Annotated in this window: 20 protein-coding genes; 15 read left to right on the top strand and 5 right to left on the bottom strand. The window is 57.5% G+C overall.

Going from position 1 to position 23,715, the window contains the following annotated elements; all coding sequences use genetic code 11:
- The first annotated feature begins 25 nt into the window (after nt 1-25).
- The 11 genes from EKM04_RS15160 (at nt 26) to EKM04_RS15110 (ending at nt 13,676) form a co-directional block, all read left to right on the top strand.
- Complete coding sequence (locus tag EKM04_RS15160) at nt 26-1,540, top strand: amino acid permease (protein WP_183895400.1); 1,515 nt, start codon at nt 26-28, stop codon at nt 1,538-1,540.
- 56 nt (nt 1,541-1,596) lie between these two features.
- Nucleotides 1,597-2,964, top strand: coding sequence for a glutamine synthetase family protein (locus tag EKM04_RS15155; RefSeq protein ID WP_183895402.1), 1,368 nt, complete (start codon nt 1,597-1,599; stop codon nt 2,962-2,964).
- Nucleotides 2,965-2,982: 18 nt separating this feature from the next.
- A complete protein-coding gene (locus EKM04_RS15150) occupies nt 2,983-4,371 on the top strand; it encodes an aldehyde dehydrogenase family protein (protein WP_183895404.1) in 1,389 nt (462 codons plus the stop codon).
- On the top strand, nt 4,368-5,513 hold the full coding sequence (locus EKM04_RS15145; protein ID WP_183895406.1) for an iron-containing alcohol dehydrogenase: 1,146 nt from the start codon (nt 4,368-4,370) through the stop codon (nt 5,511-5,513). Before EKM04_RS15150 ends, EKM04_RS15145 begins: the two co-directional genes overlap by 4 nt.
- A gap of 30 nt (nt 5,514-5,543) precedes the next feature.
- Complete coding sequence (locus EKM04_RS15140) at nt 5,544-5,861, top strand: hypothetical protein (RefSeq protein WP_183895409.1); 318 nt, start codon at nt 5,544-5,546, stop codon at nt 5,859-5,861.
- A complete protein-coding gene (locus tag EKM04_RS15135; RefSeq protein ID WP_268842302.1) occupies nt 5,767-7,701 on the top strand; it encodes a DUF1800 domain-containing protein in 1,935 nt (644 codons plus the stop codon). The genes EKM04_RS15140 and EKM04_RS15135 overlap by 95 nt, the downstream gene beginning before the upstream one ends.
- Nucleotides 7,702-7,719: 18 nt before the next feature.
- On the top strand, nt 7,720-8,940 hold the full coding sequence (locus tag EKM04_RS15130; RefSeq protein ID WP_183895413.1) for a DUF1501 domain-containing protein: 1,221 nt from the start codon (nt 7,720-7,722) through the stop codon (nt 8,938-8,940).
- A 34-nt stretch (nt 8,941-8,974) separates the two neighbouring features.
- Entirely contained in the window at nt 8,975-10,816 is a 1,842-nt protein-coding gene (locus tag EKM04_RS15125) for a glycosyltransferase family 2 protein (protein ID WP_183895415.1), read from the top strand.
- Between the two features lie 165 nt (nt 10,817-10,981).
- Complete coding sequence (locus EKM04_RS15120; RefSeq protein ID WP_183895417.1) at nt 10,982-11,695, top strand: ParA family protein; 714 nt, start codon at nt 10,982-10,984, stop codon at nt 11,693-11,695.
- Between the two features lie 65 nt (nt 11,696-11,760).
- On the top strand, nt 11,761-12,399 hold the full coding sequence (locus tag EKM04_RS15115; RefSeq protein WP_183895419.1) for a TetR/AcrR family transcriptional regulator: 639 nt from the start codon (nt 11,761-11,763) through the stop codon (nt 12,397-12,399).
- A 47-nt stretch (nt 12,400-12,446) separates the two neighbouring features.
- Complete coding sequence (locus tag EKM04_RS15110; protein ID WP_183895421.1) at nt 12,447-13,676, top strand: MFS transporter; 1,230 nt, start codon at nt 12,447-12,449, stop codon at nt 13,674-13,676.
- Between the two features lie 57 nt (nt 13,677-13,733).
- Here EKM04_RS15110 and EKM04_RS15105 read toward each other — a convergent pair whose 3' ends face one another.
- Entirely contained in the window at nt 13,734-15,101 is a 1,368-nt protein-coding gene (locus tag EKM04_RS15105) for a L,D-transpeptidase (RefSeq protein WP_183895687.1), read from the bottom strand.
- 178 nt (nt 15,102-15,279) lie between these two features.
- Between EKM04_RS15105 and EKM04_RS15100 the strand changes: the two genes are divergently transcribed.
- From EKM04_RS15100 to EKM04_RS15090, 3 genes are all read left to right on the top strand, one after another.
- A complete protein-coding gene (locus EKM04_RS15100) occupies nt 15,280-16,110 on the top strand; it encodes an aldose 1-epimerase family protein (RefSeq protein WP_183895423.1) in 831 nt (276 codons plus the stop codon).
- 125 nt (nt 16,111-16,235) lie between these two features.
- Nucleotides 16,236-16,574 carry a protein tyrosine phosphatase family protein gene (locus EKM04_RS15095; protein ID WP_183895426.1) on the top strand — a complete coding sequence of 113 codons (339 nt, stop codon included), beginning with the start codon at nt 16,236-16,238 and terminating at the stop codon, nt 16,572-16,574.
- 42 nt (nt 16,575-16,616) lie between these two features.
- Complete coding sequence (locus tag EKM04_RS15090; protein ID WP_183895429.1) at nt 16,617-16,958, top strand: RidA family protein; 342 nt, start codon at nt 16,617-16,619, stop codon at nt 16,956-16,958.
- 195 nt (nt 16,959-17,153) lie between these two features.
- Here EKM04_RS15090 and EKM04_RS15085 read toward each other — a convergent pair whose 3' ends face one another.
- The 4 genes from EKM04_RS15085 to EKM04_RS15070 form a co-directional block, all read right to left on the bottom strand.
- A complete protein-coding gene (locus EKM04_RS15085; protein WP_183895431.1) occupies nt 17,154-17,927 on the bottom strand; it encodes a HugZ family pyridoxamine 5'-phosphate oxidase in 774 nt (257 codons plus the stop codon).
- 61 nt (nt 17,928-17,988) lie between these two features.
- The gene (locus tag EKM04_RS15080) at nt 17,989-19,641 is read right to left on the bottom strand and encodes a thiamine pyrophosphate-binding protein (protein WP_183895434.1); all 1,653 of its coding nucleotides are present in this window, start codon (nt 19,639-19,641) and stop codon (nt 17,989-17,991) included.
- Nucleotides 19,638-20,843: a succinate--glutarate CoA-transferase gene (gene caiB / locus EKM04_RS15075; protein ID WP_183895438.1), complete on the bottom strand. Its 1,206-nt coding sequence runs from the start codon at nt 20,841-20,843 to the stop codon at nt 19,638-19,640. The genes EKM04_RS15080 and caiB overlap by 4 nt, the downstream gene beginning before the upstream one ends.
- A gap of 93 nt (nt 20,844-20,936) precedes the next feature.
- Complete coding sequence (locus tag EKM04_RS15070) at nt 20,937-21,878, bottom strand: alpha/beta fold hydrolase (RefSeq protein WP_183895441.1); 942 nt, start codon at nt 21,876-21,878, stop codon at nt 20,937-20,939.
- A gap of 119 nt (nt 21,879-21,997) precedes the next feature.
- On the opposite strand from EKM04_RS15070, the gene ettA reads away from it, so the two are divergent.
- Nucleotides 21,998-23,647 carry an energy-dependent translational throttle protein EttA gene (gene ettA, locus EKM04_RS15065; protein ID WP_183895443.1) on the top strand — a complete coding sequence of 550 codons (1,650 nt, stop codon included), beginning with the start codon at nt 21,998-22,000 and terminating at the stop codon, nt 23,645-23,647.
- The last annotated feature ends 68 nt before the right edge of the window (nt 23,648-23,715 follow it).

The following is a 23,715-nucleotide window of genomic DNA, read 5'->3' as shown; positions in this document are numbered from 1 at the left end:
TTTTTCTTGATCAGGAGAGAACGGCATGGACAATTCATCATCAGGCGTCAGCTATAAAAAAGCGGACGCATCCTACTTCGAAAAAAGAGGGCTCTCGCGATATGCGGGCGTCTGGTCGCTCTGGGCGCTGGGCGTCGGCGCGGTGATCTCAGGCCATTTTTCCGGCTGGAATTTCGGCTTTGCCACCGGCGGGTGGGGCGGCATGCTGGTTGCAGGCATGATCATCGCCGTCATGTATCTCGGGCTGACATTCTCCATCGCGGAAATGAGCCCGGCCTTGCCGCACACAGGCGCTGCCTACTCCTTCGCGAGAACAGCAATAGGCCCATGGGGCGGCTTCATCACTGGCCTTTGTGAGAACGTCGAATATGTTCTCACGCCCGCCGTCATCGTTACCTTCATCACGGCTTACGTGAACTCCATTCTAGGGCTCGATCCGGTCTATTCACCACTCCTTTGGGTGCTGTTCTATGTGATCTTCTTATGCCTCAACGTCTTCGGACTTGAACTGTCGTTCAAGGTAACGCTGGTGATCACACTGATTTCGCTTGCCGTTCTCGTCTTCTTCTGGGTCAGCGCCATCCCCAACATGGACTTCTCTCGCTGGGCGTTGAACATCGGCGTCGGGCCGGATGGTGCTGCGGTCGAACTGCCCGAAGGCAACGGCTCGTTCTTCCCGTTCGGATTCTCCGGCGTTCTTGCCACGCTGCCGTTTGCCGTCTGGCTGTTCCTCGCCATCGAGCAACTGCCGCTGGCCGCCGAAGAGTCGGTCGATCCCAAGCGCGATATGCCCAAGGGCATCATTCTCGGCATCATCACGCTGATGATTTCGGCCTTCATGATTGTGCTGCTCAATCCCTCGCTTCCCGGTATCGGGGCATTCCATCTCGGATCCTCGCTCGAGCCGTTGCTGGACGGCTTCAAGGCCGTCTATGGTGATGGTGGCGTGGTTCTCCTGGGCTTTGTGGCTCTTACTGGCCTCATCGCCAGCTTCCACACAATCCTCTATGCGCAGGGCCGCCAGATCTATTCGCTGTCGCGGGCGGGTTATTTCCCCACCGTGCTGTCCGTCACGCATCCGAAGTTCAAGACACCGCATGTCGCGATGCTCGCGGGTGCCATCGTGGGCCTCAGCGTCATGATGATCATCTGGTTCGCGCTGGGTGCGACGGAAGGCGGCAGCATCATCGGCAGCGTGCTGCTCAACATGGCTGTGTTCGGCGCGATGTTCTCCTATATCATGCAGGCGATCTCGTTCATCATGCTGCGCCGTAATCTGCCGGACATCGAGCGGCCCTTCCGTTCGCCACTCGGCATTCCCGGCGCTATCCTGACCATCATCATTGCCGTCATAACCTTGCTCTATCAGGTGCAGGACCCGAACTTTACCAAGGGCGTCATCTGGGTAGCGTTGTGGTTTGCGGTTGCGATCGCCTATTTCGCGCTGGTCGGCCGTCACCGCCTCATCCTGTCACCGGAAGAGGAATTCGCGCTGGAGCACAAGCAGGCCGCACTCAACGCGGCGGCTTCGAAGGCTTGAACCAACTCCAAAGGGCGACCGGCAACGGTCGCCCCATTGAATCAAAGGGAAACATCATGACGACCTACACATTCGACGCGCTTAAAAAGGATGTCGCTGAAGGGCGCATAGACACGGTTCTGGCATGCCTCGTGGATATGCAGGGTCGTCTGATGGGCAAACGTTTTCAGGCGGAATTTTTTGTCGAAAGCGCCTATGAGGAAACGCACAGCTGCAATTATCTGCTGGCGACCGATATGGAAATGGAAACTGTTCCCGGCTACAAATCCACCAGTTGGGAAAAAGGTTACGGCGATTATACTTTAAAGCCAGACCTCTCGACGCTCCACCGCGTGCCGTGGCTTGAAGGTACGGCGCTTGTTTTGTGCGATGCCTACGACCATCATACCCATGCCGAAGTTGCACACTCGCCGCGCGCGCTGTTGAAAAAGCAGGTCGCGCGTCTGGAGGCCATGGGCCTCAAGGCCTTCATGGCCACCGAGCTGGAGTTCTTCCTGTTCGACCAAAGTTTCGAGACTGCCCGCGCCAGTGGCTACCGCGATCTCAACCTCGTCAGCCCCTATAATGAGGATTACCACATCTTCCAGACCACCAAGGAAGAAGAGGTGATGCGCGCCATCAGAAACAATCTGCAAGCCGCTGGGATCCCGATCGAAAACACCAAGGGTGAGGCCTCTGCCGGTCAGGTGGAGCTCAATGTCCGCTACGCCGATGCGCTGACCATGGCAGACCGCCACGCGATCATCAAAAACGCCTGCAAGGAAATCGCCTGGTCTAAGGGCAAGGCTGTGACCTTCCTGGCCAAGTGGAATTATGACGCGGCTGGTAGCTCCTCGCATATCCACCAGTCGCTTTGGAGCCTGGATGGCAAGACGCCTGTTTTCCTCGACAAGCAAGGCGAGTACGGCATGTCGGATATGATGCGCCATTACGTGGCGGGGCTGCTGGCTCATGCCAGCGAGACGACCTACTTCCTCGCGCCCTATATCAACTCCTACAAGCGTTACATGGCGGGCACATTCGCGCCGACCAAGGCCGTGTGGAGCATGGACAACCGCACGGCGGGTTACCGGCTGTGCGGTGCCGATAGCAAGGGCATCCGCATTGAGTGCCGAATTGGCGGGTCGGATATCAATCCGCATCTGGCCATGGCGGCCTTGCTTGCGGCAGGTATTGACGGCATTGAAAATAAGCTGGAACTTGAGCCACAGTTTGAAGGCGATGCCTATGGCGGCAAGGACATTCGCGAAGTCCCCAAAACGCTTCGCGATGCGACCGACCACCTCAACGGTTCGAAAATGCTGCGCGGCGCTTTCGGCGATGATGTGATCGATCACTATGTTCGTGCCGCAAAGTGGGAGCAGGAAGAATACGACCGCCGCGTCACCGACTGGGAAGTCGCACGCGGGTTTGAACGGGCATAAACAAAGTAGGAAAAAACTATGGTCATGATCCAGAATATCTCGCCGATCGACGGTTCGGTCTATGCCGAGCGCGAGGCGATGTCGCTGGATGCGGCGCGGACCGCCGTATTGAAAGTGCGCGCTGCGCAAAAATCCTGGGCGCGTCGCCCGCTGGAAGATCGCGTTCAACTGGTGCTGAAAGGCGTGGCCCGGCTGAACGAGATGGTTGGCGACGTCGTGCCGGAACTGGCCCATATGATGGGCCGCCCGGTGCGCTATGGCGGTGAGTTCAAGGGCTTTAACGAGCGCTCCAACTACGTCGCCTCCATTGCAGCCGACGCGCTGGCACCGCTCGTCATTGAGGAAAGTGGCAATTTCGAGCGCCGCATCGAGCGCGAAGCGCATGGCGTCGTCTTCGTCATTGCGCCGTGGAACTACCCCTATATGACGGCGATCAACACGATTGCTCCTGCCCTTATGGCGGGCAACACGGTCGTCATCAAACACGCCGCGCAGACGCTTCTTGTGGGTGAGCGCATGGTGCGGGCCTTTGTTGAAGCGGGCGTGCCGGAGGATGTGTTCATCAACCTCTTCCTCGACCACCAGACCACATCGGCGCTGATTTCTGAAAGCCTGTTCAACTTCGTCAACTTCACCGGCTCCGTTGAAGGTGGTCGTGCCATCGAGCGTGCCGCTGCGGGCACCTTCACCGGCCTTGGGCTGGAGCTTGGCGGTAAGGACCCCGGCTATGTCATGGAAGATGCCGATCTGGATGCGGCGGTCGATACGCTGATGGACGGCGCGACCTTCAATTCCGGGCAGTGCTGCTGCGGCATCGAGCGTATCTATGTCAACGAGATGCTGTTTGATGCTTTCGTTGAAAAGTCCGTTGCCTGGGTGTCCAACTACAAGCTCGGCAATCCGCTGCTTGAGGAAACGACGCTGGGGCCGATGGCCAACAAGCGCTTCGCCAAGGTTGTGCGCCAGCAGGTAGCGGATGCCGTCTCCAAGGGTGCCAAGGCGCTGGTCGATCCCAAGCTGTTTGCAGCCGACGATGGCGAAAGCGCCTATGTCGCGCCGCAGATCCTCGTCAATGTGGATCATTCCATGGAATTCATGACCGAAGAAACCTTCGGCCCTGCCGTCGGTATCATGAAGGTGAAGAACGACGACGAAGCCATTCAACTGATGAATGACAGCAAATATGGCCTCACCGCATCGTTATGGACGCAGGATGCTGAGCGGGCAGGGCGCATCGGTCGTGAGATCGAAACTGGCACCGTCTTTATGAACCGTGCGGATTATCTCGACCCTGCGCTGTGCTGGACCGGCGTGAAGGACACGGGCCGTGGTGGCTCGCTGTCGGTCATCGGTTTCCAGAACCTGACCCGCCCAAAATCCTACCATCTGAAGAAAGTCACGAAATGAACATCGTCGCAAACTGGAGCTACCCGACCCCGATCAAGATGGGACGCGGGCGCATCAAGGAACTGGCCGATGCCTGCAAGACGCTTGGCATCAAAAAGCCGCTGCTCGTCACCGATCGAGGCCTCGCCAGCATGGCGATCACGGCCCACGCGCTGGATATTCTGGAAGAGGCGGGCCTTGGCCGTGCCATCTTTGCCGAGGTGGACCCCAACCCCAATGAGATCAACCTCGAAGCCGGCGTGAAGGCGTTCAAGGATGGCGGCCATGATGGCGTCGTCGCGTTCGGCGGCGGCTCCGGCCTTGATCTGGGCAAGGCGGTCGCCTTCATGGCGGGCCAGACACGCCCTATCTGGGATTTCGAGGATATCGGCGACTGGTGGACCCGCGCAAACAATGATGGCATCGCGCCCATCGTTGCCGTACCGACCACAGCAGGTACCGGTTCGGAAGTGGGACGCGCCAGCGTCATCACCAATTCCAAAACGCATGTGAAGAAGATCATCTTCCACCCGAAATTCCTGCCGGGCGTCGTGATCTGCGATCCGGAACTGACAGTCGGCATGCCAAAGGCCATCACCGTCGGCACCGGCATGGATGCCTTTGCCCATTGCCTGGAAGCCTATTCCTCGCCTTTCTATCACCCGATGAGCGCCGGTATCGCGCTTGAGGGCATGCGTCTCGTCAAGGAATTCCTGCCGCGCGCACATAAGGACGGCACGGATATCGAAGCCCGCTCCAACATGATGGCCGCCGCTGCCATGGGTGCCGTGGCCTTCCAGAAGGGGCTTGGCGCCATTCACGCGCTCTCGCACCCCATCGGGGCGGTTTACAACACCCATCACGGCATGACCAACGCGGTCGTCATGCCAGCCGTCCTGCGCTTCAACCGCCCGGCTATCGAGGAAAAAATAGCCCGTGCGGCGGCCTATCTCGGCATCGAGGGTGGCTTCGATGGTTTTTATGATTACGTACTGAAGCTCCGCCGAGAGCTGGGCGTGCCGGAAAATCTGACCGCCCTTGGCATCACGCCCGATCGTATCGATGAGTTGACGGCAGAGGCCATCAAGGATCCAAGCTGCGGCGGCAATCCGGTGGAAATGACGGCTGAAAACACCAAGGCGCTGTTTGAGGATTGCTTCTAAGCCTTTCAACGGACTTGAAAAACAGCAGAAATGCGCTGCGCGACAACCGTGACCGTTGGCGTGCAGCGCTTTCGTATTTACCTTTGCTTCACTGCATTTGGTTGGTCTGTCCTTCCGAACGATCATGACCACTTGACATATTTGATTGTATTACTTATTATATACAACCATAGAGGCAATATTTTATTCTATTTTTTTAAATTTATTTTATCAGCCGATGCTTTCGGCGCGTTGTTATTATTGGAATTTCCTCATGGTTTCCTTGCAAACGACCGGCTTGAGGCCGTGCGCTGTGCTGTGTTTATTTTTATTGTCGGCGGTGCAGGCTCATGCTCTGTCCCTTGCTGAAACGAGACACTTGCTGGACCGAACGAGTTTCGGCATGTCGGTTCAGGACGCCGCCGATTTTTCCATCCTCAGTCGCGAACAGGCGGTCGACAAGCTGCTGGACGGACTTCCCAACCCTCAACGGGACGCGCCGCCGCCCTTTGTAAGATTAGCGAGGCCAGATTACTGGGCGCCGGGATGGGAAAGTCGCGACACTATTCTCTATCGCGTTTCGGAGATCAAACAGCTTCAGGCCTGGTGGATCGCGGAGATGATTGAGACGGAGCAACCTTTTGCGGAAAAGCTTGCGCTTTTCTGGCACAATCACTTCGTGTCACGTTTCGATCCCGGCCGCATCAGCGCGCCATTCTACGACCAGGTCATGCTGTTTCGTGGTTCGGACGCGATGAATTTTCGCCGCCTGACGAAGGCGATGCTACGCGATCCGATGATGCTGACCAGCCTCGACAATATTCACAACACCCGATCGTCTCCCAACGAGAACCTTGCCCGGGAACTGCTGGAACTGTTCACGCTCGGGATCGGACATTATTCCGAGAGCGACATAAAGCAGGTTGCCAAGGTCCTTGCTGGTCACGGTGTGGATCGTACCCGTGGCTGGCGCTACAGTCTTGATAATAGGAACACCGATCGGGATGCCAAGACTGTGCTTGGTGTCGTAATTCCGGCGGGCTCTGATGACGATATCGATCAACTCGTCGATATCGTCCTCGCGCAGCCGCAGGTCTCACGTTTCATCGCGTCGAAATTCTACACAGAGTTCGTTTCGCTGGATGTCGACGAGCGGGAGGTGGACCGGCTGGCAACTGTGCTGCGGGACAATGATTTCGAGATGAAGCCTTTTCTGCGCGCGCTTCTCTTGAGCGACAGTTTCTGGTCACAACGTAACAGGGCAGGGCTGGTCAAGTCTCCCATTGAGCTTATCGTCGGCTTCATGCGCACCCTCGGGCTTCGGCTTCCAGACCATGGGGTCATACTCGATTATCTGAGCCAGCTTGGGCAAAGCCCCTTCATGGCACCTTCGGTCGCGGGTTGGCGCGGTGGCACGGAGTGGCTGACGATGAAGTCGGTCGAGGAACGAGCCAGAATCGTCAGACGCCTTTGGGATGCTTATGACGATGCGCGCTGGCAACCTGCCTCTCAATCGCGCGATCTTTTCGTTCGTTTTTCGTCGGAACAGCTCGACACGGCAGCCCCTATTGTCATCGACGTCAATGGGCGCAAGGTCGCCGAAACAATCGCGGTTCACGGTACCAATACCTACCTGGAAAAAGCCTCCAGCGAACCAGGTGGCTTGAAGCCCATGTGGGAAACATTTTCGGTGGCCAGAGACTTGCTGCCGGAAAAGATCGAGACAATCACCATACGTCTGAACGCGAAAAATCCCGATACCCGCCTTTTCGTGAATTGGGTCGCCGTGGACGGACGCAGGTTTTCGCCTGCGCAGGCATCCTGGGATCTGAGCGGGCAGACCGACTGCTCGGCGGACGTTCCGAAGGGCATGTTCTATTGCGATGTCGGACTGTCGTTTCCCATCGATCAGAAGGACCCCCAACAGGCTGTCATGGACGATCTCTCGGCACCGCATAATTCGATTATCGAATATGGCACGGGCAGGTTGCAACGCGAAGACACGCCACGCAACGTTCCCACCGCGCGCGATTTCGAAGCCGATGCAAGCGCGCTCCTGACCTTACGTCCAGAGCCCAGAAGTAGCGGCGATCTGCGCATGTTCCTAATGTCGGCATCTGCGATCTACGGCGATGCGGATAATCCCTCGTCCTCTTTCGAGGATCGGGCGCGGATGTTCACGACCGACCCCGCCTATAATCTCAAGTAACCAATCGGAATATTGACGATGACAAGATTTGACCGTGTTTCGCGGCGGGAAACGCTCGCGCTTATTTCCGGGACGATGGCCCTATTCTCAGCTCCAGGCTGGGCGAAAGCTGCCCTGAACGGACCGGATAAAACCGCCCCGAAAAGCAAGCGGCTTGTTCTTCTGGAACTGTTCGGCGGCAACGATGCCCTTAACACGCTGATACCCTATGCCGATCCGCTCTATCAGCATTATCGTCCTACCGTCGGGATTGCGCGCGATGATGTTTTGCGGCTGAACGATGATGTCGGCTTCAATCCCGCCTTTCGTGGTATCGCCAACTTGTTCGAAAGGGGCGAACTTGCCATCATTCAGGATGTCGGTTACCCGCATCCTAACCTCTCTCATTTCGGGTCCGCCGCGATATGGGCTTCAGCCGACGGGCAGGTCCAGCGCACCAGCGAAAGCGGCTGGATCGGGCGTGTTTTGACGGCAAATCGCGCTCTTCTGCCAGTTATGGATGCCGATGGGATCATCCTTTCCGGCGATCAGGATTTGCTTAAGGGTGAAAATCTCCAAGTCCTTTCGATGACGGATAGCAAGGCCTTCCTCCAAGACAGCGCACGCATGGTCAACCCCAAGCTTGATGTGGATGGGCATCGCGCACTTGCGCATCTGCAACATCTGCTTCGGGATAAGGAGGCCATCGCCGAACGCGTTCAGGCACGGTTGAAGGGGCAGAACCGGTTCGACGCGTGGTTCATAAAAGATAATTATCTTGGGCCACTTGATGCGCAGGTTTCGCTTCTCCTGTGGCTGATCGAAAGCGGCGTCGAAACGCCGATGTACAAACTCAGTATTTCCGGTTTCGACATGCATGCAAATCTGCGCGGCCAGCATGAGCAACTGCTTGGCACAGTCCAGTCCACTGTTCTCAATCTGCGTCAAGGCCTCATTGATATCGGTGTCTGGGATGACACCCTCATCGTCGTCCAGTCGGAATTCGGCAGGCGCCCGGAAGAAAATGCCTCTGGCGGTACCGATCACGGCACCAGTGGGCCTGTCTTGCTTGCGGGTGGAGGACTGGCAGGCGGGGTTTACGGCGCAAGGAGCGATCTATCGAGGCTTGATGAGGAAGGCAATCTCGGTTTTGGCGTCGATTTCCGGCAGATCTATTCGGCCATCATCCAAAAATTTTGGGGGATGACAGAAAATCCCATGGTGAAGGCCGGGTTCTCGCCGTTCCAGATAAAATTGTGATCGCGCCTTTCGATAATCACTCGGGATTTTGATAATGAATTTGCATCTTCAAGCACATGAAGCGCGGCCTTGCTCGCCCAAGGACTCGCAAGAGCTTGCCGCTTTCCTCAAGCCAAACCCCACGATCCTTGCCTGCCTGACACTTTACAATGAACCTGCGGAAGCTCTGGTACAGACCTTGTCCGGTCTCATCAGAAACCAGCTTGATCTGAAGCGCCGAAGGCAATCGCAAACCCCAAGCCTTGTCATCTGTATTATGCTGGATGGCGTCCGGACCCTTGATCCGAGTACCGCCGCTTTGCTAGAGCATCTGTGCTTCGGCTCTGCGCAGCAATGGACGCTCCAAGGCAATGAACAGCCGTTGCTCATTTCGGCTATGTCTTTATCGGTCAATGATCTACTCGTCAGGCTGGGTCAGCACGCCATGCCTTGGAATGGCATGCGCATTCGTCTTTTGCTGTGCAAAAAGCCGCTCAATCGCGGCAAGCTGGATAGCCATGCCTGGTTTTTCAGAACGATTGCGCCATTGGCTGATCCCGATTTTATTGTCCAGATCGATGCAGGGTCCATTCCGGACGACCCATGCATGGGCGCCCTGCTGGAGCACATGTCGAGGCATCCACAATGTGCGGCGGCGGCCACGCATATTCTGACGCCCTCAAAAACCGATAGCAGCCTTCTCCTCAACTGGCAGCACAATGATTTCCTCTGGAGCAAGGCAACGGATTGGCCGATCGGTCATGCGCTCGATTATATTGAGGTGGTGCCAGGGCAGTGCTGCATGTTGCGCTGGTCCGCTCTGCGGCAATCTCCTGGAGCAGCAGCCGATCCCCTCGACATCTATCTTGGCGCGACGGAGGATGACGGCTTGCTGAGGCGCAATCTCTATCTTGCCGAAGATCGCGTTCTCGGTCTCGCCATAGTGGAGGCGACGGGCGCCGCGATCCATTATATGCCGGCGGCCGTTGTGAAAACCGACCCGTGCACCACCCTTGATGAACTGCTACGGCAGCGACGCCGCTGGATCAACAGCACGGTCGCCGCACGCCTTACCGCAACTTCTCGCCTGCCAGATATATTATCGTCTTCGGTCTTCGGCTGGGGGCGCAAATTCTCGATTGTTCTCTCGATTTTGTTCGGCATGTACCAGACCTTGTTGCTGCTGGTGTTGCCAGGTATGAGCATCTTCTTCTTCGCAAGGGGCGCCCGCAATGTCGCCGGCCAGTTTGCAGGCAACGCCGACATCCCAGCGCTTGAATTTGCTGCGGGAGCAGCTTTCTTCCTCTGCTGGGCGTGGATGCTCGCATCCATGCGTCAAGGCCTTGCCGAGGGTGGAATGTTTGGTAAATGGAAGGGTGCGTGGCTTTATGTGCTGCTTGCCGTCTCGGCGTTCGGCAATTTCGTGGCCGTCGCGACTGCGCCGGTAGCCGTCACACTCTTAGGAATCGTGGTGCTTGTGGTCAGTGCGGCACTCATTCGGCTGGACCGATCAATAGTATCCTATTGGCACAGATGGATGCCCTTCCAGCTTCTGCTCGCACCTGCCTTCAGCCTCTACCTGACGAGCTACGCCTTTGCCAATATCAGCGATGTCAGCTGGGGCACGAAAGGGCTGAGCGAGAGCAGAACCCACCCTGGCCAACACCTGCGCTGGCGCCGTATTCGGGACGCGATTTTGACGATCTGGGCTGTGGCGAGTGCCTGTCTTGCCCTGTTCTTAGGATTGCAGACAGCTGAAATACAATCAATAATTTCGATGCTTTTCCTGGCAACATTTTATCTCCCCGCTTTCATCGCCTCGGCTTTGTTGTTGGCAAGATCGGGGTCCGCCTTCACCACGCTTTCAGTTTCCAGCATGCGGAGGAGCCCTGCCTGATTGGCAAAAGGCTTTGAAGCAATGCTTCGAAGGCACCTCATGCGCAGGTTTGAATTGCCATGTTTTCGATTTGTTAACCATGTTGGTTAAGAGTGTGTAAAGCACCATGATTGTCGCGGTGCTTTAAAGAGCGATGAAATCAGGCTCTAAATTCCGGGGGGCCTCATGCCAGTCATCACATTTGCAAACACCAAGGGCGGCGCCGGCAAGACCACGGCCGTTCTGCTGCTTGCCACCGAACTCGCCCGCATGGGTCACCGGGTTACTGTGCTGGATGCCGATCCGCAATTGTGGATTTCGCGCTGGTCGGACATGTCGGGGCCGATGCGCAACCTGTCTATCATCTCCAATGTCACAACGGCGTCGCTGGAGACCCATATCCGCGAGAACAAATCCAATACGGATTGTTTCATCATCGATCTGCCCGGTACCAAAAATCCGCTTCTCACCATGGCGCTGGGTATCTCCGACCATGTTCTGATCCCCGTTCAGGGCTCTGCCATGGATGCGCGTGGTGCCGCCGAAGTGATTGAGCATATCGAGTTTCTGGATCGCAAGATGGGCGTCAAGGTAGAGCATTCCGTCGTGTTGACCCGCGTCAATGCCATGATCAGCACCCGCTCCATGCTGGTGGTGAAGGCGCTTCTGGCCGAAAAGAACGTTCGCGTTCTCAATACGCCGATTGCCGAGCGCGCAGCCTTTCGCGATGTTTTCGACTGTGGTGGCACACTGGACTCGCTGGACTGTCGCAAGGTCAGCAATGTCGATAAGGCGCTGGAGAATGTGCGCAGTTTCGCCACCGAGGTTCTGCGTCTGATGCCGACACGCGTTATTCGCTCAGACCGCGATCTAAAATTCTTCAACCGCAGAGCCGCCTGAATTAGGCAAGTTTTATGCGCCCGGCAGGCAGCAAAGCCGGGTGCAAAATTCTTCTTGATTTGGAAATGATCATTTCCTATATTGCCCGTATGGCAAATACTGTTTCATACCCTTTGCGCCAACGCGGTCGCCCGCGCGAATTCGATGTTGATCTGGCCATCGACAAAGCCATCCGCGTGTTCTCGGAACGTGGCTTTCACGCGACGTCAGTGGGTGATCTGAGCGAAGCGATGGAATTGACACAGGGCAGTCTTTACAAGGCCTTCAAGGATAAGCGGGACATCTACATCGCTGCGTTAGAGCGCTATAGATCGGTTCAGTCTCAACGTTTTGAGGTCGCGGTTCAGACTGGCAAGACCGGCCGGGAAAAGCTCGAAGCAGGTATGAATTTCTATGCGGATGCCTGCATTGGGATGTCAGGCGGGCAGGGTTGTCTCGTCGTCGGTGCCGCCGCTGATCTGGCCTCGCTTGATGCGGATACGGCGCGCGTCGTGCGTGGTGCCGTAGACGCACGCGAGAAAACACTCATCCGCCTTGTGCGTGAGGGGCAGGCGGATGGTTCGGTATCGACGGCCAAAGACGCGGCGGCGCTGGCAAAGACGGCGCTGTGCATCGTCTACGGTATGCGGGTGGTCGGCAAGACCGGGCTGGCGAAGGCCGAGCTGAGTTCGGTGGTCGATATCGCCATGACGGTTTTCGACTGAGTTTTGTGTATTTTGGAAATGATTATTTCCTAATTTGGAGACGTGTAATGACATCTAGAGTGCTTGGCGCCACGCCCGCACGGGAAGAAACGATCTCTTCCGCCATGATTTTTCTATTGGCGAGTGCCTGTGGGCTGATCGCGGCGAATATCTACTATGCCCAGCCGCTGGCCGGCCCCATTGGGGCAGAGCTTGGCCTGTCTTCCGCTGCAACGGGGTTGATCGTAACGCTGACCCAGATCGGCTATGGATTGGGTTTGCTGTTTGTTGTGCCGCTGGGCGACCTCATCGAGAACCGGAAGCTGATCGTCACCACTGTCCTTATGGCGGTGGCCGCGTTGATTGCAGCGGCCCTCGCACCACATGCGGTGCAGTTTCTGACAGCTGTATTTCTGGTTGGCGTCAGCTCTGTTGCGGTGCAGATGATCGTGCCTCTGGCCGCTCATATGACCCCTGATGCGATACGCGGACGCGTGGTCGGGAGCATTATGAGCGGGCTGATGGTCGGCATCATGCTGGCGCGGCCTGTTTCCAGCGTGCTATCCGAGTTTGTGTCATGGCGCGGTGTTTTCCTGATGTCCGCTAGCGTCATGGCTGTTCTGTCGCTGGTACTCTATCGCTTGCTGCCGCGCCGGATGCCGGATGCAAAGCTTCCATACCGCGTGCTTCTTGCCTCCATGGGGAAGCTTGCTGCGAATACGCCGATTTTACAACGTAGGGCGATCTATCAGGCGGGAATGTTTTCAGCCTTCAGCCTGTTCTGGACAGTTACACCGCTCTATCTGATCGGCCCAGCCTTCCGCTTGTCACAGAGCGAGATCGCGCTGTTTGCGCTGGCCGGTGCTGCCGGTGCCGTTGCAGCCCCGATTGCCGGGCGCTGGGCGGACCGTGGCTGGACATGGGCGGCAACCTTTTGTGCCCTGCTGGCTGGCATGGCCTCGTTTCTCATCACGCACCTGGCGCCTGAGGGCTCTCACCTTTCGTTAGCGCTTCTGGTTTTAGCGGCCATCGTGCTTGATTTTGCGGTGACGACCAATCTCGTGCTTGGACAGCGCGCCATCTTCACGCTGGGTGCAGAATTTCGCAGCCGCCTCAACGGCATTTTCATGGCGACGTTCTTCATGGGTGGCGCTGCCGGTTCCGCTTTGGGCGGATGGGCCTATGCACATGGACACTGGACAGCCGCATCTTGGCTTGGTTTTGCCATGCCCGCCACGGCGTTCGCGTTCTTCCTGACGGAAGGCCGGAACAACAAAGTACCGCCACGTCTGGGGTAATAGGATCAAAAAAATGCCCGGCATTTGAGCCGGGCATTCAGACTTTTAAAATGGATCTTACTCGGCAAACTCTACGACCACGCCGGGTCTGACCATTTTTGCCAGTTCCGTTGCATCCCAGTTGGTCAGGCGGATACAGCCGTGACTGTTGGTCTTGCCGATCTTGGAGGGTTCCGGTGTACCATGAATACCGTATGTGGGTTTCGACAGCGCGATCCACACTGTACCAACGGGGCCGTTGGGGCCGGGTGGTATCTGCAGGATCTGGCTATTCTGGCCCTGCTGGAAGTTGATCTTCGGATTGTAGGTGTATCCTGGATTGAGAGCGATACGCTCGACCGTATGCGTGCCGGACGGCGAAGGCGTATCCGAAGAACCGATGGTTGCCGGGTAGGCGGCAATCAACACACCGCCTTCGTCATAGGCGAAGACCTGTTTGATGCCCTTATGGGCCACGATGCGGGCGACCTGACCCTTCTTTGTATCGCCGGGGCTGACGACCTTTATGATCGTACCAGGTACGGTGAAGTCGATGCCGGGGTTGAGCTCCTTCAAGTAGGTCTCATCCATGTGGAAACGCTCAGCCAGCGCTTCGGACGTGGAGGTGTAGGCCATGGCTGGAAGCTGTGCCTTTTCCGCGTAGTCATCGGGAATGGACGCCACATAGGGGCCAGCGGCATCGGCGGCGGTAATTGTATAATCCACGATAGCGAGACCGCCGGTATTGCGCAGGCGCTCCAGAATATCATCCGTGTTGTTCGGATCCAGGCGGTCGCCTGTCATATCCTGCCAGGCGGCGATGGCCTTGTTGACGTTGTCACCCATCTTTCCGTCGATCACGCCGGGAGAAATGCCCTCGCGGTCCAAAAACACCTGAAGTGCGACGATTTCCTGACGAGAGCGATTAACCGGTGCCGTTACCGGCTGGTTGCGCTCGACGAGGTGGTCTGGCTGCGGGACCATGGCTGTACTGGTTTCGCCGGGAACGGGCTCACCCAGAGGACCGCTTTCGACCTGCCCAGGCCGCGATACGGAGCCGGTGTAAACGTCGGGATCGGTACCGTCTCCACGATATTCCCTGAAGTCCCTGACGTTTGGATTACCCTGCGAGCCGTATTGCGGTTGTGGCTCACGCATCTGGCCCGGGGCTGGCGGGTAATAGTTGTCGTCCTGCTGCGGGTAATACGGATCCTGACGCATGGGTTCACGACGAGATGCGGCGCCATTGGGCATTTCGGTGGCAACCAGATTTCCGTAGCGGTCATAGTAAACCGTGCGGCCGATACTATCGCGGCTGATCACAATATCGCCACGGTCAGGCATGAACTCAAGGACGTGGCCATCGGGAGAGACCAGCATGGGTTGCTGGGCAAGGGCCTGATGGGGCGCCACCAGAGGGGTCGCCGCAAGAGCGAGAGAGAACATTGTGTTAATTAAAAGTTTCACGATTCTGCGATCCCTTGGGTTCATCCCCAATACACACACGTTAATCTTGACCCTATTGTGAAAAAGGTGAATTCGAAGTTAACGCAATCTTAATTTCACGACGCAGTGATCGCTTTTGTGTGATCGCCATGTCGTTGAGTGAGTGAAGGAACAGTCCATGCGCGCGCTGCAAGCCGGAAAATCCCCCACGATACTTCTAGATGAGACGTCCGTTTTCGATATCGGCTCCTGCATTGTGGACGATGTCGATATTGCTCCGGGCAGGGCCATTCCCAACGATGATGATCCCAGGATCGACCATTCTCTCGAAGGATTTATGTTCACCTGCGGCCCTGACCATATTCGTCATCCTGAGCCGATGGTGAAGGGCGGAAAATATCCTTTGCACGGCTCGTTCTCGTCTCACCCCGCCGAGGTTGTCAGTTGGGTGGTCTCTGACGGTAATGCACAGGCAACGGCAAGGGTTCCCGTGAGACTTGCAGATGGTGGGACAGCGCTTTTGGAACGCGAGTGGCGCATCGATGGTGCAAGTGGTGAGATTAGCCTCAACGATATCGTGACCAACACAGGTGACAATGAACGGCCTGTTTTCCAGATGTATCACATGAATGTCGGCGCAAGACTGTTCGATGACGGCGTAAAACTATCAGGCGCGATGTTTGACGGCGGCGGCTTTGGATGGCGCTTCGGGGAAGAGCCGGGTGGCGTTTTCTGCGTGCCGGCGGGTGAGGGTAGAGAGGGATGGGCGGACATGACGCTGGGGCCGATCGCAGCCATCGGTGGGCGGACGCTCAAAGTCTCATTCCGCACCGACACACTGCCCTATCTTCAGATGTGGCGCAACCAGAGTGACCCGGCTCATGTCATGGGAATAGAGCCCGTTTCGCATCGTTGGGTGGATCGCGACGAGCTGGAGGCTGCAGGAGAGTTCAACATGCTGAAACCCGGTGAAAGCCGCTCTTACGGTTTGCGGTTTTCCATTCTCTAGATCGCCTTTCAATTGGAAAGCCATATCATTGACGCACAGGATTTAACCCCTTACACCGGGTGCGAAATTTGGAGCGGCACGGCTTTAGAAAGACCGGATTGCCGTCGTCATCGGAGGACATGAGAATGGATATCAGGCGTATCGACGACGAATATTCCGTAACCGGTCAGATCAGCGTAGCCGATCTCGACGAGGTCAAGGCGCTCGGTTTCAAGTCTATCGTCTGCCATCGTCCGGATGGTGAAGAAGACGGCCAGCCCATTTTTGCCGATATTGCCGAACGGGCACAAGAACTGGGCATTGCCATCGCGCATGTGCCAGTGGGACGCTTCGGCGTGGATGCCGATGCTGTGACCGGCATGGTCGATGCGCTGGATGAGTTTCAGCGCCCGATGCTTGGATTTTGCCGTTCCGGTGCGCGTTCGACTGCAATCTACGAAAAGACACATCATATCCGTGGCTGAGTTTCAGCCATCTATACAAGACGACCAACAGGAGTTTTCAGCATGAGCATCAAGCGTATCGAACCCGGCAAGCGTATGAGCGGTGCCGTCGTTCACGGCAACACTGTCTACCTCGCCGGTCAGGTCGGTGAAGGCACATCCGTGACCGAACAGAGCAAGTCCGCTCTCGCCGAAGTCGACCGTCTGCTGGCTCTTGCCGGCTCCGACAAGTCCAAGATCCTCCAGACGATCATCTACCTCTCCGACATGTCCACCTTCGGCGAAATGAACGCCGTCTGGGAAGGCTGGATCGACCCTGCAAACCCACCCGCCCGCGCCACCAGCGGCGCACCGTTGGCAACGCCGGATTACAAGGTCGAATTTATCGTCACTGCTGCGATTTAAGTGGTTTGATAGTGTTTCGGGAAAGCCGGTCCTTGGGGCCGGCTTTTTTGTTTGTGTGCAGATAGCGCGCACCTTCGTCATGCTCGGGCTTGTCCCGAGCATCTGCAAACTCCCAATTTTAGCACTGTGGTTAGATCCTCGGGACAAGCCGGAGGATGACGGAGAGGATACTTTAAATCCTTCGTTTTTAATGGATTAAGAGTTCTGCCTCGCGACGTGATTCAACGCCTTGCCAAGTTGATTCATATTCATCACGCGCTCATCGAACCATAGGCGGGCAAGGTCGACGGTTGAGGACAGGTTGAGGCCATCTGGATCGATCGACGTGATTTTCCACGCGCCGGATTTCTTGCCTGCGCGGGTCGCAAGCCGGGATGCTTCGCCTTTGATGGCGTTGAGGCGGGCGATCTCGGTATCCGCTGCTGCCATGAGTTCTTCTGCGCCGGATAGATCGGTGCGGAGATCTACAGGGGTGATGTTGCTGGCATTGCGGGCGGGGCCGCCATTGATCTGCACGCCCTCGGTGTTGACTCGGTAAAGTTGGGTGTCGGGCAGGGACAGGTAGAGCTTGGCTTTCGGGTAGCGGGCAATGTAACGCGCTTTGGCAAGCGGCACGTCTTCGGCAGCCATCAATCCGGCTTTCCCCACCAGCGTCAGTCTTGGCAGCGTTAGCGCGTCACCCTTGGTGAAACCAGCCAGAACGACCGAGATGCGCGCATCAGCTTCGATGTTGCGGGCGTGCAGCGCAAGGCGGGCTGCGAAAAAGACTGGCGTTCCATCCGGCTCGATGGCGATATTGGTGGCGGTATTGTAGGGGTAGCCGCTTTGCGGGTCGAGTGTGGCAAGGCCTGCAATGCGGCAGGTGTGCAGCACGTCGCGCGCCGCTCTGACAGCCTCGAATGGCGCACCTGATGATGGTTCGATTTTTGCGCCGCGTGGGGTGATTGCTGCTTCTGCCTGATCTGCCATGATGATCTCCGTCCGTTGAAGACGGTTTACATCATGGCAGTGTCATTTCCAGCGGCTGATATCAGCTACGCTCACGAATTTGCGTCAGCGTTCGGGCAGGGGTGATGGCCTCCGGGTCAAGCTTCACCTCGATGATCGAAGGCTTGCCGCTCGCGCGTGCGCGCTCATAGGCGGGGCCGAAGTCTTCGGTTTTTTCGACCAGTTCGCCATGCCCGCCATAGGCCTTGGCGAAGGCGACGAAATCCGGGTTGACGAGATCGGTGCCACTGACGCGACCGGGATACTCGCGTTCCTGATGCATGCGGATCGTGCCATAGGTGCCGTTGTTGACCAGCACCGTGATGATCGGCAGGCCATAGCGCACGGCGGTGATGAATTCCTGTCCGTGCATCATGAAGCAGCCATCACCCGCGAAACAAACGACTTCCCGTTCCGGGAACAGGTGCTTGGCGGCCACTGCGGCGGGCAGGCCGTAGCCCATGGAGCCGGAGGTGGGCGCCGACTGTGTGTTGAAGCGCTGGAAACGGTGGAAGCGATGCAGCCATGTGGCGTAGTTGCCCGCGCCATTGGTGAACACGGTGTCAACAGGCGTATTGGCTTCGATCCAGTCCATGATCGGCCCCATCTGCACCAAACCGGGGCCCGTTTTTGGCGGTGTCGACCACGTCAGATAGGCTTGATGCATGGCAGCCGTGCGGTCTGCCCAGACGGGGTTCTGCGGGGTCTCAATGCTGTCCAGCGCATCCACGAAATCGCTGGTGGAGGCGCAGATGGCAAGATCCGGGCGATACATGCGGCCAAGTTCTTGTGCGTCCGGGAAGATATGGACGAGCGTTTGCGAGGGGTAGGGAATATCGAGCAGAGTATAGCCGGAAGACGGCATCTCTGACATGCGGCTGCCGAGCAACACGATGAGGTCGGCCTCCTTGATCTCTTTCGAAAGCGCCGGGTTGACGCCGATGCCGACATCACCTGCATAGGATGGGCTCAGGTGATCGAACAGCGCCTGACGGCGGAAGGAGCAGCCGACGGGCAACTTGAAGCTTTCGGCGAATGTTTTGAATTTCGCCACGCTGTCTTCCGTCCAGCGCGTACCGCCGACGATGACCATAGGACGCTTGGCACTGCTCAGAAGCTCTGCGAATTTTGCCATCTGCTTCGGGCCGGGATGGCTTTCCACCCGCATGTAGGGCTTGGCTTGCGGCGCGTCGACCAGATCGACCAGCATGTCTTCCGGCAGACTCAGCACCACCGGGCCAGGGCGACCGGAGGTGGCAATGGCAAAGGCACGGGTGACGAATTCCGGGATGCGGCGCGCGTCATCGATCTCGCCCACCCATTTGGCGAATTCGGTGAACGCACGGCGGTATTCGACCTCCTGGAAGGCCTCGCGTTCGCGCGCATCGCGCTGAACCTGACCGATGAAGAGGATCATTGGAATGGAATCCTGCATCGCGATGTGCAGACCGGCAGATGCGTTGGTGGCACCGGGGCCGCGCGTCACCATGCAGATGCCGGGTTCGCCGGTCAGCCGTCCCCAGGTATCTGCCATCATCGCCGCGCCGCCTTCCTGACGGCAGATGACGGTTTCGATGCCACTTTCATAAAGCGCATCCAGCACCGCCAGATAGCTTTCGCCCGGTACGCAGGAAACGCGTGAAACGCCGTTGGCCTTCAGGGCTTCGACAATCAATTGTCCGCCGGTTCTTTTCATGGTGCCAGGTTCCTTTCGATGTCGTCCAGCTCAGCCATGACTTCGACCTGATGTTCTCCCAGGCGCGGGCTTGGACGTTCGTAACGCAGAGGTGTTTCCGAGAGAATGATGGGCGTGCGCACGCCCGGGATGACGGTCCCATCGGCGGCGTCCAGATCGACGCGCAGACCGCGCGCCTGAACCTGTGGGTCGGCGAACATTTCCTCTATGGAGTTGATCGGCCCGGCAGGTACGGCGTTGGCTTCACAGGCCGTCAGCAAATCACGCTTCGTCCATTTCAGCGTTTCGGTGGAAACGATCTGGCGGACCTCGACCTTATGGGCCACGCGCGCCTTGTTGGTCGCGTAGCGCTCATCGTCCGCGATCGCATCGATTCCTAGGATTTTGCACAGGCGACGGAATTGTCCGTCATTGCCGATGGCGAGAATCAGGAAGCCGTCTGCCGTTGGCACCACCTCGTAAGGCGAGATGTTGGGATGCGCATTGCCCAGCCGCACGGGAGGCTTTCCGGAAATGAGATAGTTCATGTTCTGGTTGGCCAGCACGGCGGATTGGACATCCAGCAGCGCCATGTCGATATGCTGCCCTTGGCCGGTGCGCATCGCGTGGATAAGCGCTGCCTGAATGGCGGTGACGGAGTAAATGCCGGTGAAGATATCGGCAACGGCAACGCCCGCCTTCATCGGCTGGCCATCCGGCTCTCCGGTGATCGACATGAAGCCGGACATGCCTTGGACGATGTAATCGTAACCGGCGAAATCCGCATAAGGCCCGGTCTGACCAAAACCGGTGATGGAGCAATATATGAGCTTGGAGTTCAAAGCCCGAAGCGACTGATAATCCAGCCCGTATTTCTCCAGCCCGCCGCGCTTGAAGTTTTCGATCACGACATCCGCGGTCTTCACCAACCGACGCACCGTCTCGCGTCCCTCGTCGGTTTTCAGATCGACCGTGATGGAGCGTTTGCCGCGATTGGTGGAATGATAATAGGCCGCGGAAAGAGTGTCGCCATCCTTGCTTTCCACGAAGGGAGGCCCCCAGGCGCGCGTATCGTCTCCACCATCAGGGCTTTCGACCTTGATGACGTCAGCACCCATATCCGCCAGCATCTGACCGGCCCATGGGCCTGCCAGAACGCGGGCGAGTTCGATCACACGAATGCCCTTCAAGGGCGGTTGTTTCTTATCGCAAGGTTCTGCCATGTCTGTCCCACATATTTCAGAAGTTTATAGACGGGCAGACTTCTGCATGCATGTGAAATAATCTCATGGCGTCATTCCGTTTCAGCAGTGAAATCAACGATTGTCGGCGGCGACATTCCTGGCCCAGGCAGCAAAATCCGAAGCTGGAACCTCCCAGCCGATTTCATTGAGCGTCTCGTGGCGCATGCCGGCGTAAATTTTGTCTTCGACGTCGGTGAAGCCTGCCGCCCGGAATTGCCGTCCCAGCCAGACAATTTCCTTGCCGTCATTGGTGGCAGCATCCTGATCGCCGCTGACCAGCAGGATCGGCAGGTCTTTGGGGAGGCGGGAGATGAGTTTGGGGCCGCGATAGGACATTTCGAACACATCCTGCCACAGCGAGACACTCGCTTCGAACTGGCATAGCGTGTCGCTGACATAGGCATCGACCGCTGCCTTATCATGGCTGAGCCAATCTGCCGACGTGCGCTTTTCCGGCATCTTGTTGTTCCAGATGCGGAAGGTGGCTTTGGGCAGGATGGCGCTGGGGACGTCCGAGCCTTTCAGCATTTTCTCAATACGCAGAACGACCTGTGCCAGATGCCCCATGATGCCGGGGTTGAGGTTGGAGTTCCAGATGGAGAGACCATCGAAGGCGTCCGGGTGGCTGACAGCGGTGTTCAGCGCGATGAGGCCGCCCATGGAATGACCGAGCAGGATGATGGGCAGGCCAGGATGACGTTCCGAGACGAGCATGCGCATGGCCATCACGTCGGCGATGACCTTGCTCACGCCGTCCTTCCAGGCGAACCGTCCCAATGGCGCATCATCTGCCTTGGTGCGTCCGTGGCCGCGATGGTCGTTGGCATAAACTTCAAAACCCTGCTGCGCCATGACGCGGGCGAAATGGCGATAACGCCCGGCATGATCGACGAGGCCGTGACAGATCATGAGTACGCCGACAGGTTGACCCTCTGCGGGTTCGTAGCGATAGGCGAGCGATGCGCCTGTTGGACTTGCCAGCCGATTGATTTCACTGAATGCAGTCTCGTCCATTCATCTCTCCGCAGCTATGCTTATTGTTGGGCAAGAGGTTGCCCCTTGGCCCTATTTAACTTACATAGCGGCAAATTTCCCATTCGAATTTTCAAATCTGACGCGGAGCATTCGCTACAATGGCACGTCAATTCATCTACCACATGTCGGGGCTGAACAAGGCTTACGGCGCCAAGAAGATCCTAGAGAACGTCAATCTGTCGTTCTACCCGGATGCCAAGATTGGTATTCTCGGCCCCAACGGCGCGGGTAAGTCCACCGTGCTGCGCATTATCGCCGGTCAGGACAAGGAATTCACCGGTGAGGCGTGGTTGGCCGAAGGCGCGACCGTTGGCTACCTCGAGCAGGAACCACATCTGGACGAGACCAAGACCGCGTTCGAAAACGTCATGGTTGGCGTAGCCGACAAGACGGCCGTGCTCGAGCGTTACAACGAACTGATGATGAACTATTCCGACGAAACTGCGGATGAGGGCGCCAAGCTTCAGGACATCATCGACAGCCAGAACCTGTGGGATCTGGAACAGCAGGTCGAAATGGCCATGGAAGCCCTGCGCTGCCCGCCCAAGGACAGCGACGTGTCTACGCTTTCCGGTGGTGAGCGCCGCCGTATCGCGCTTTGCCGTCTGCTTTTGTCCAAGCCGGACCTGCTTCTCCTCGACGAACCGACCAACCACCTTGACGCCGAAACGATCGCCTGGCTGGAAAAGCATCTGCGCGACTATCCCGGCGCCGTGATGATGATTACCCACGACAGATACTTCCTGGACAACGTCACCGGCTGGATTCTCGAGCTCGACCGTGGTCGCGGCATTCCTTACGAAGGCAACTACTCTGCTTACCTGACGGCGAAGGCCAAGCGTATGCAGCAGGAAGCGCGCGAAGACGCAGGCCGCCAGAAGGCGATCTCGCGCGAGCAGGAGTGGATCGCATCCAGCCCGAAGGCCCGTCAGGCAAAGTCGAAGGCCCGTATCAAGTCCTACGAGCAGCTGGTGGATGCCGCCGACAAGCAGCGTCCCGGCGACGCGCAGATCATCATTCCGGTCAGCGAGCGTCTCGGCAATGTCGTCATCGAGATGGAAGGCATCACCAAGGGTTTTGAAGGCCGCACGCTGATCAAAGACCTGTCGATCAAGCTGCCACCAGGCGGTATTGTCGGCATCATCGGCCCCAACGGTGCCGGTAAGACGACACTGTTCAAGATGATCACCGGCCAGGAAAAGCCGGATGCGGGTTCGGTCCGCATTGGCGACACCGTTCAGCTTGGTTATGTCGACCAGAGCCGCGATGCGCTGGATGGCTCCAAGACGGTCTGGGAAGAGATTTCCGGCGGTGCTGAAGTCATCAAGCTTGGCAAGTTCGACATGAACTCACGCGCTTACTGTGGCGCCTTCAACTTCAAGGGGGGCGACCAGCAGCAGAAGGTCGGCAACCTCTCCGGTGGTCAGCGCAACCGCGTGCACCTTGCCAAGATGCTCAAGGCGGGAGGCAACGTTCTCCTCCTCGACGAACCGACCAACGACCTTGACACGGAAACGCTCGGTGCGCTGGAAACGGCGCTCGAAAACTTCGCTGGCTGCGCCATCATCATCAGCCATGATAGAATGTTCCTGGACCGCCTTGCCACCCACATCCTCGCCTTCGAGGGCGACGGGCATGTGGAATGGTTCGAAGGCAACTTCGAAGATTACGAACAGGACAAGGTCCGCCGTTTGGGTGCCGATGCACTCAACCCCGGCAGCCAAGCTTACAAGCGTTTGACCCGCTGATCGAACTATATAAAACATTGAAGGAGAGGGACGGATCGTTTCTCTCTTTTTTTATGTTTAGGCTCCGA

This window comes from Rhizobium skierniewicense Ch11, assembly GCF_023757665.1.
Taxonomy (GTDB): Bacteria; Pseudomonadota; Alphaproteobacteria; order Rhizobiales; family Rhizobiaceae; genus Agrobacterium; species Agrobacterium skierniewicense.
This window is presented reverse-complemented; position numbering and strand designations above follow the sequence as displayed.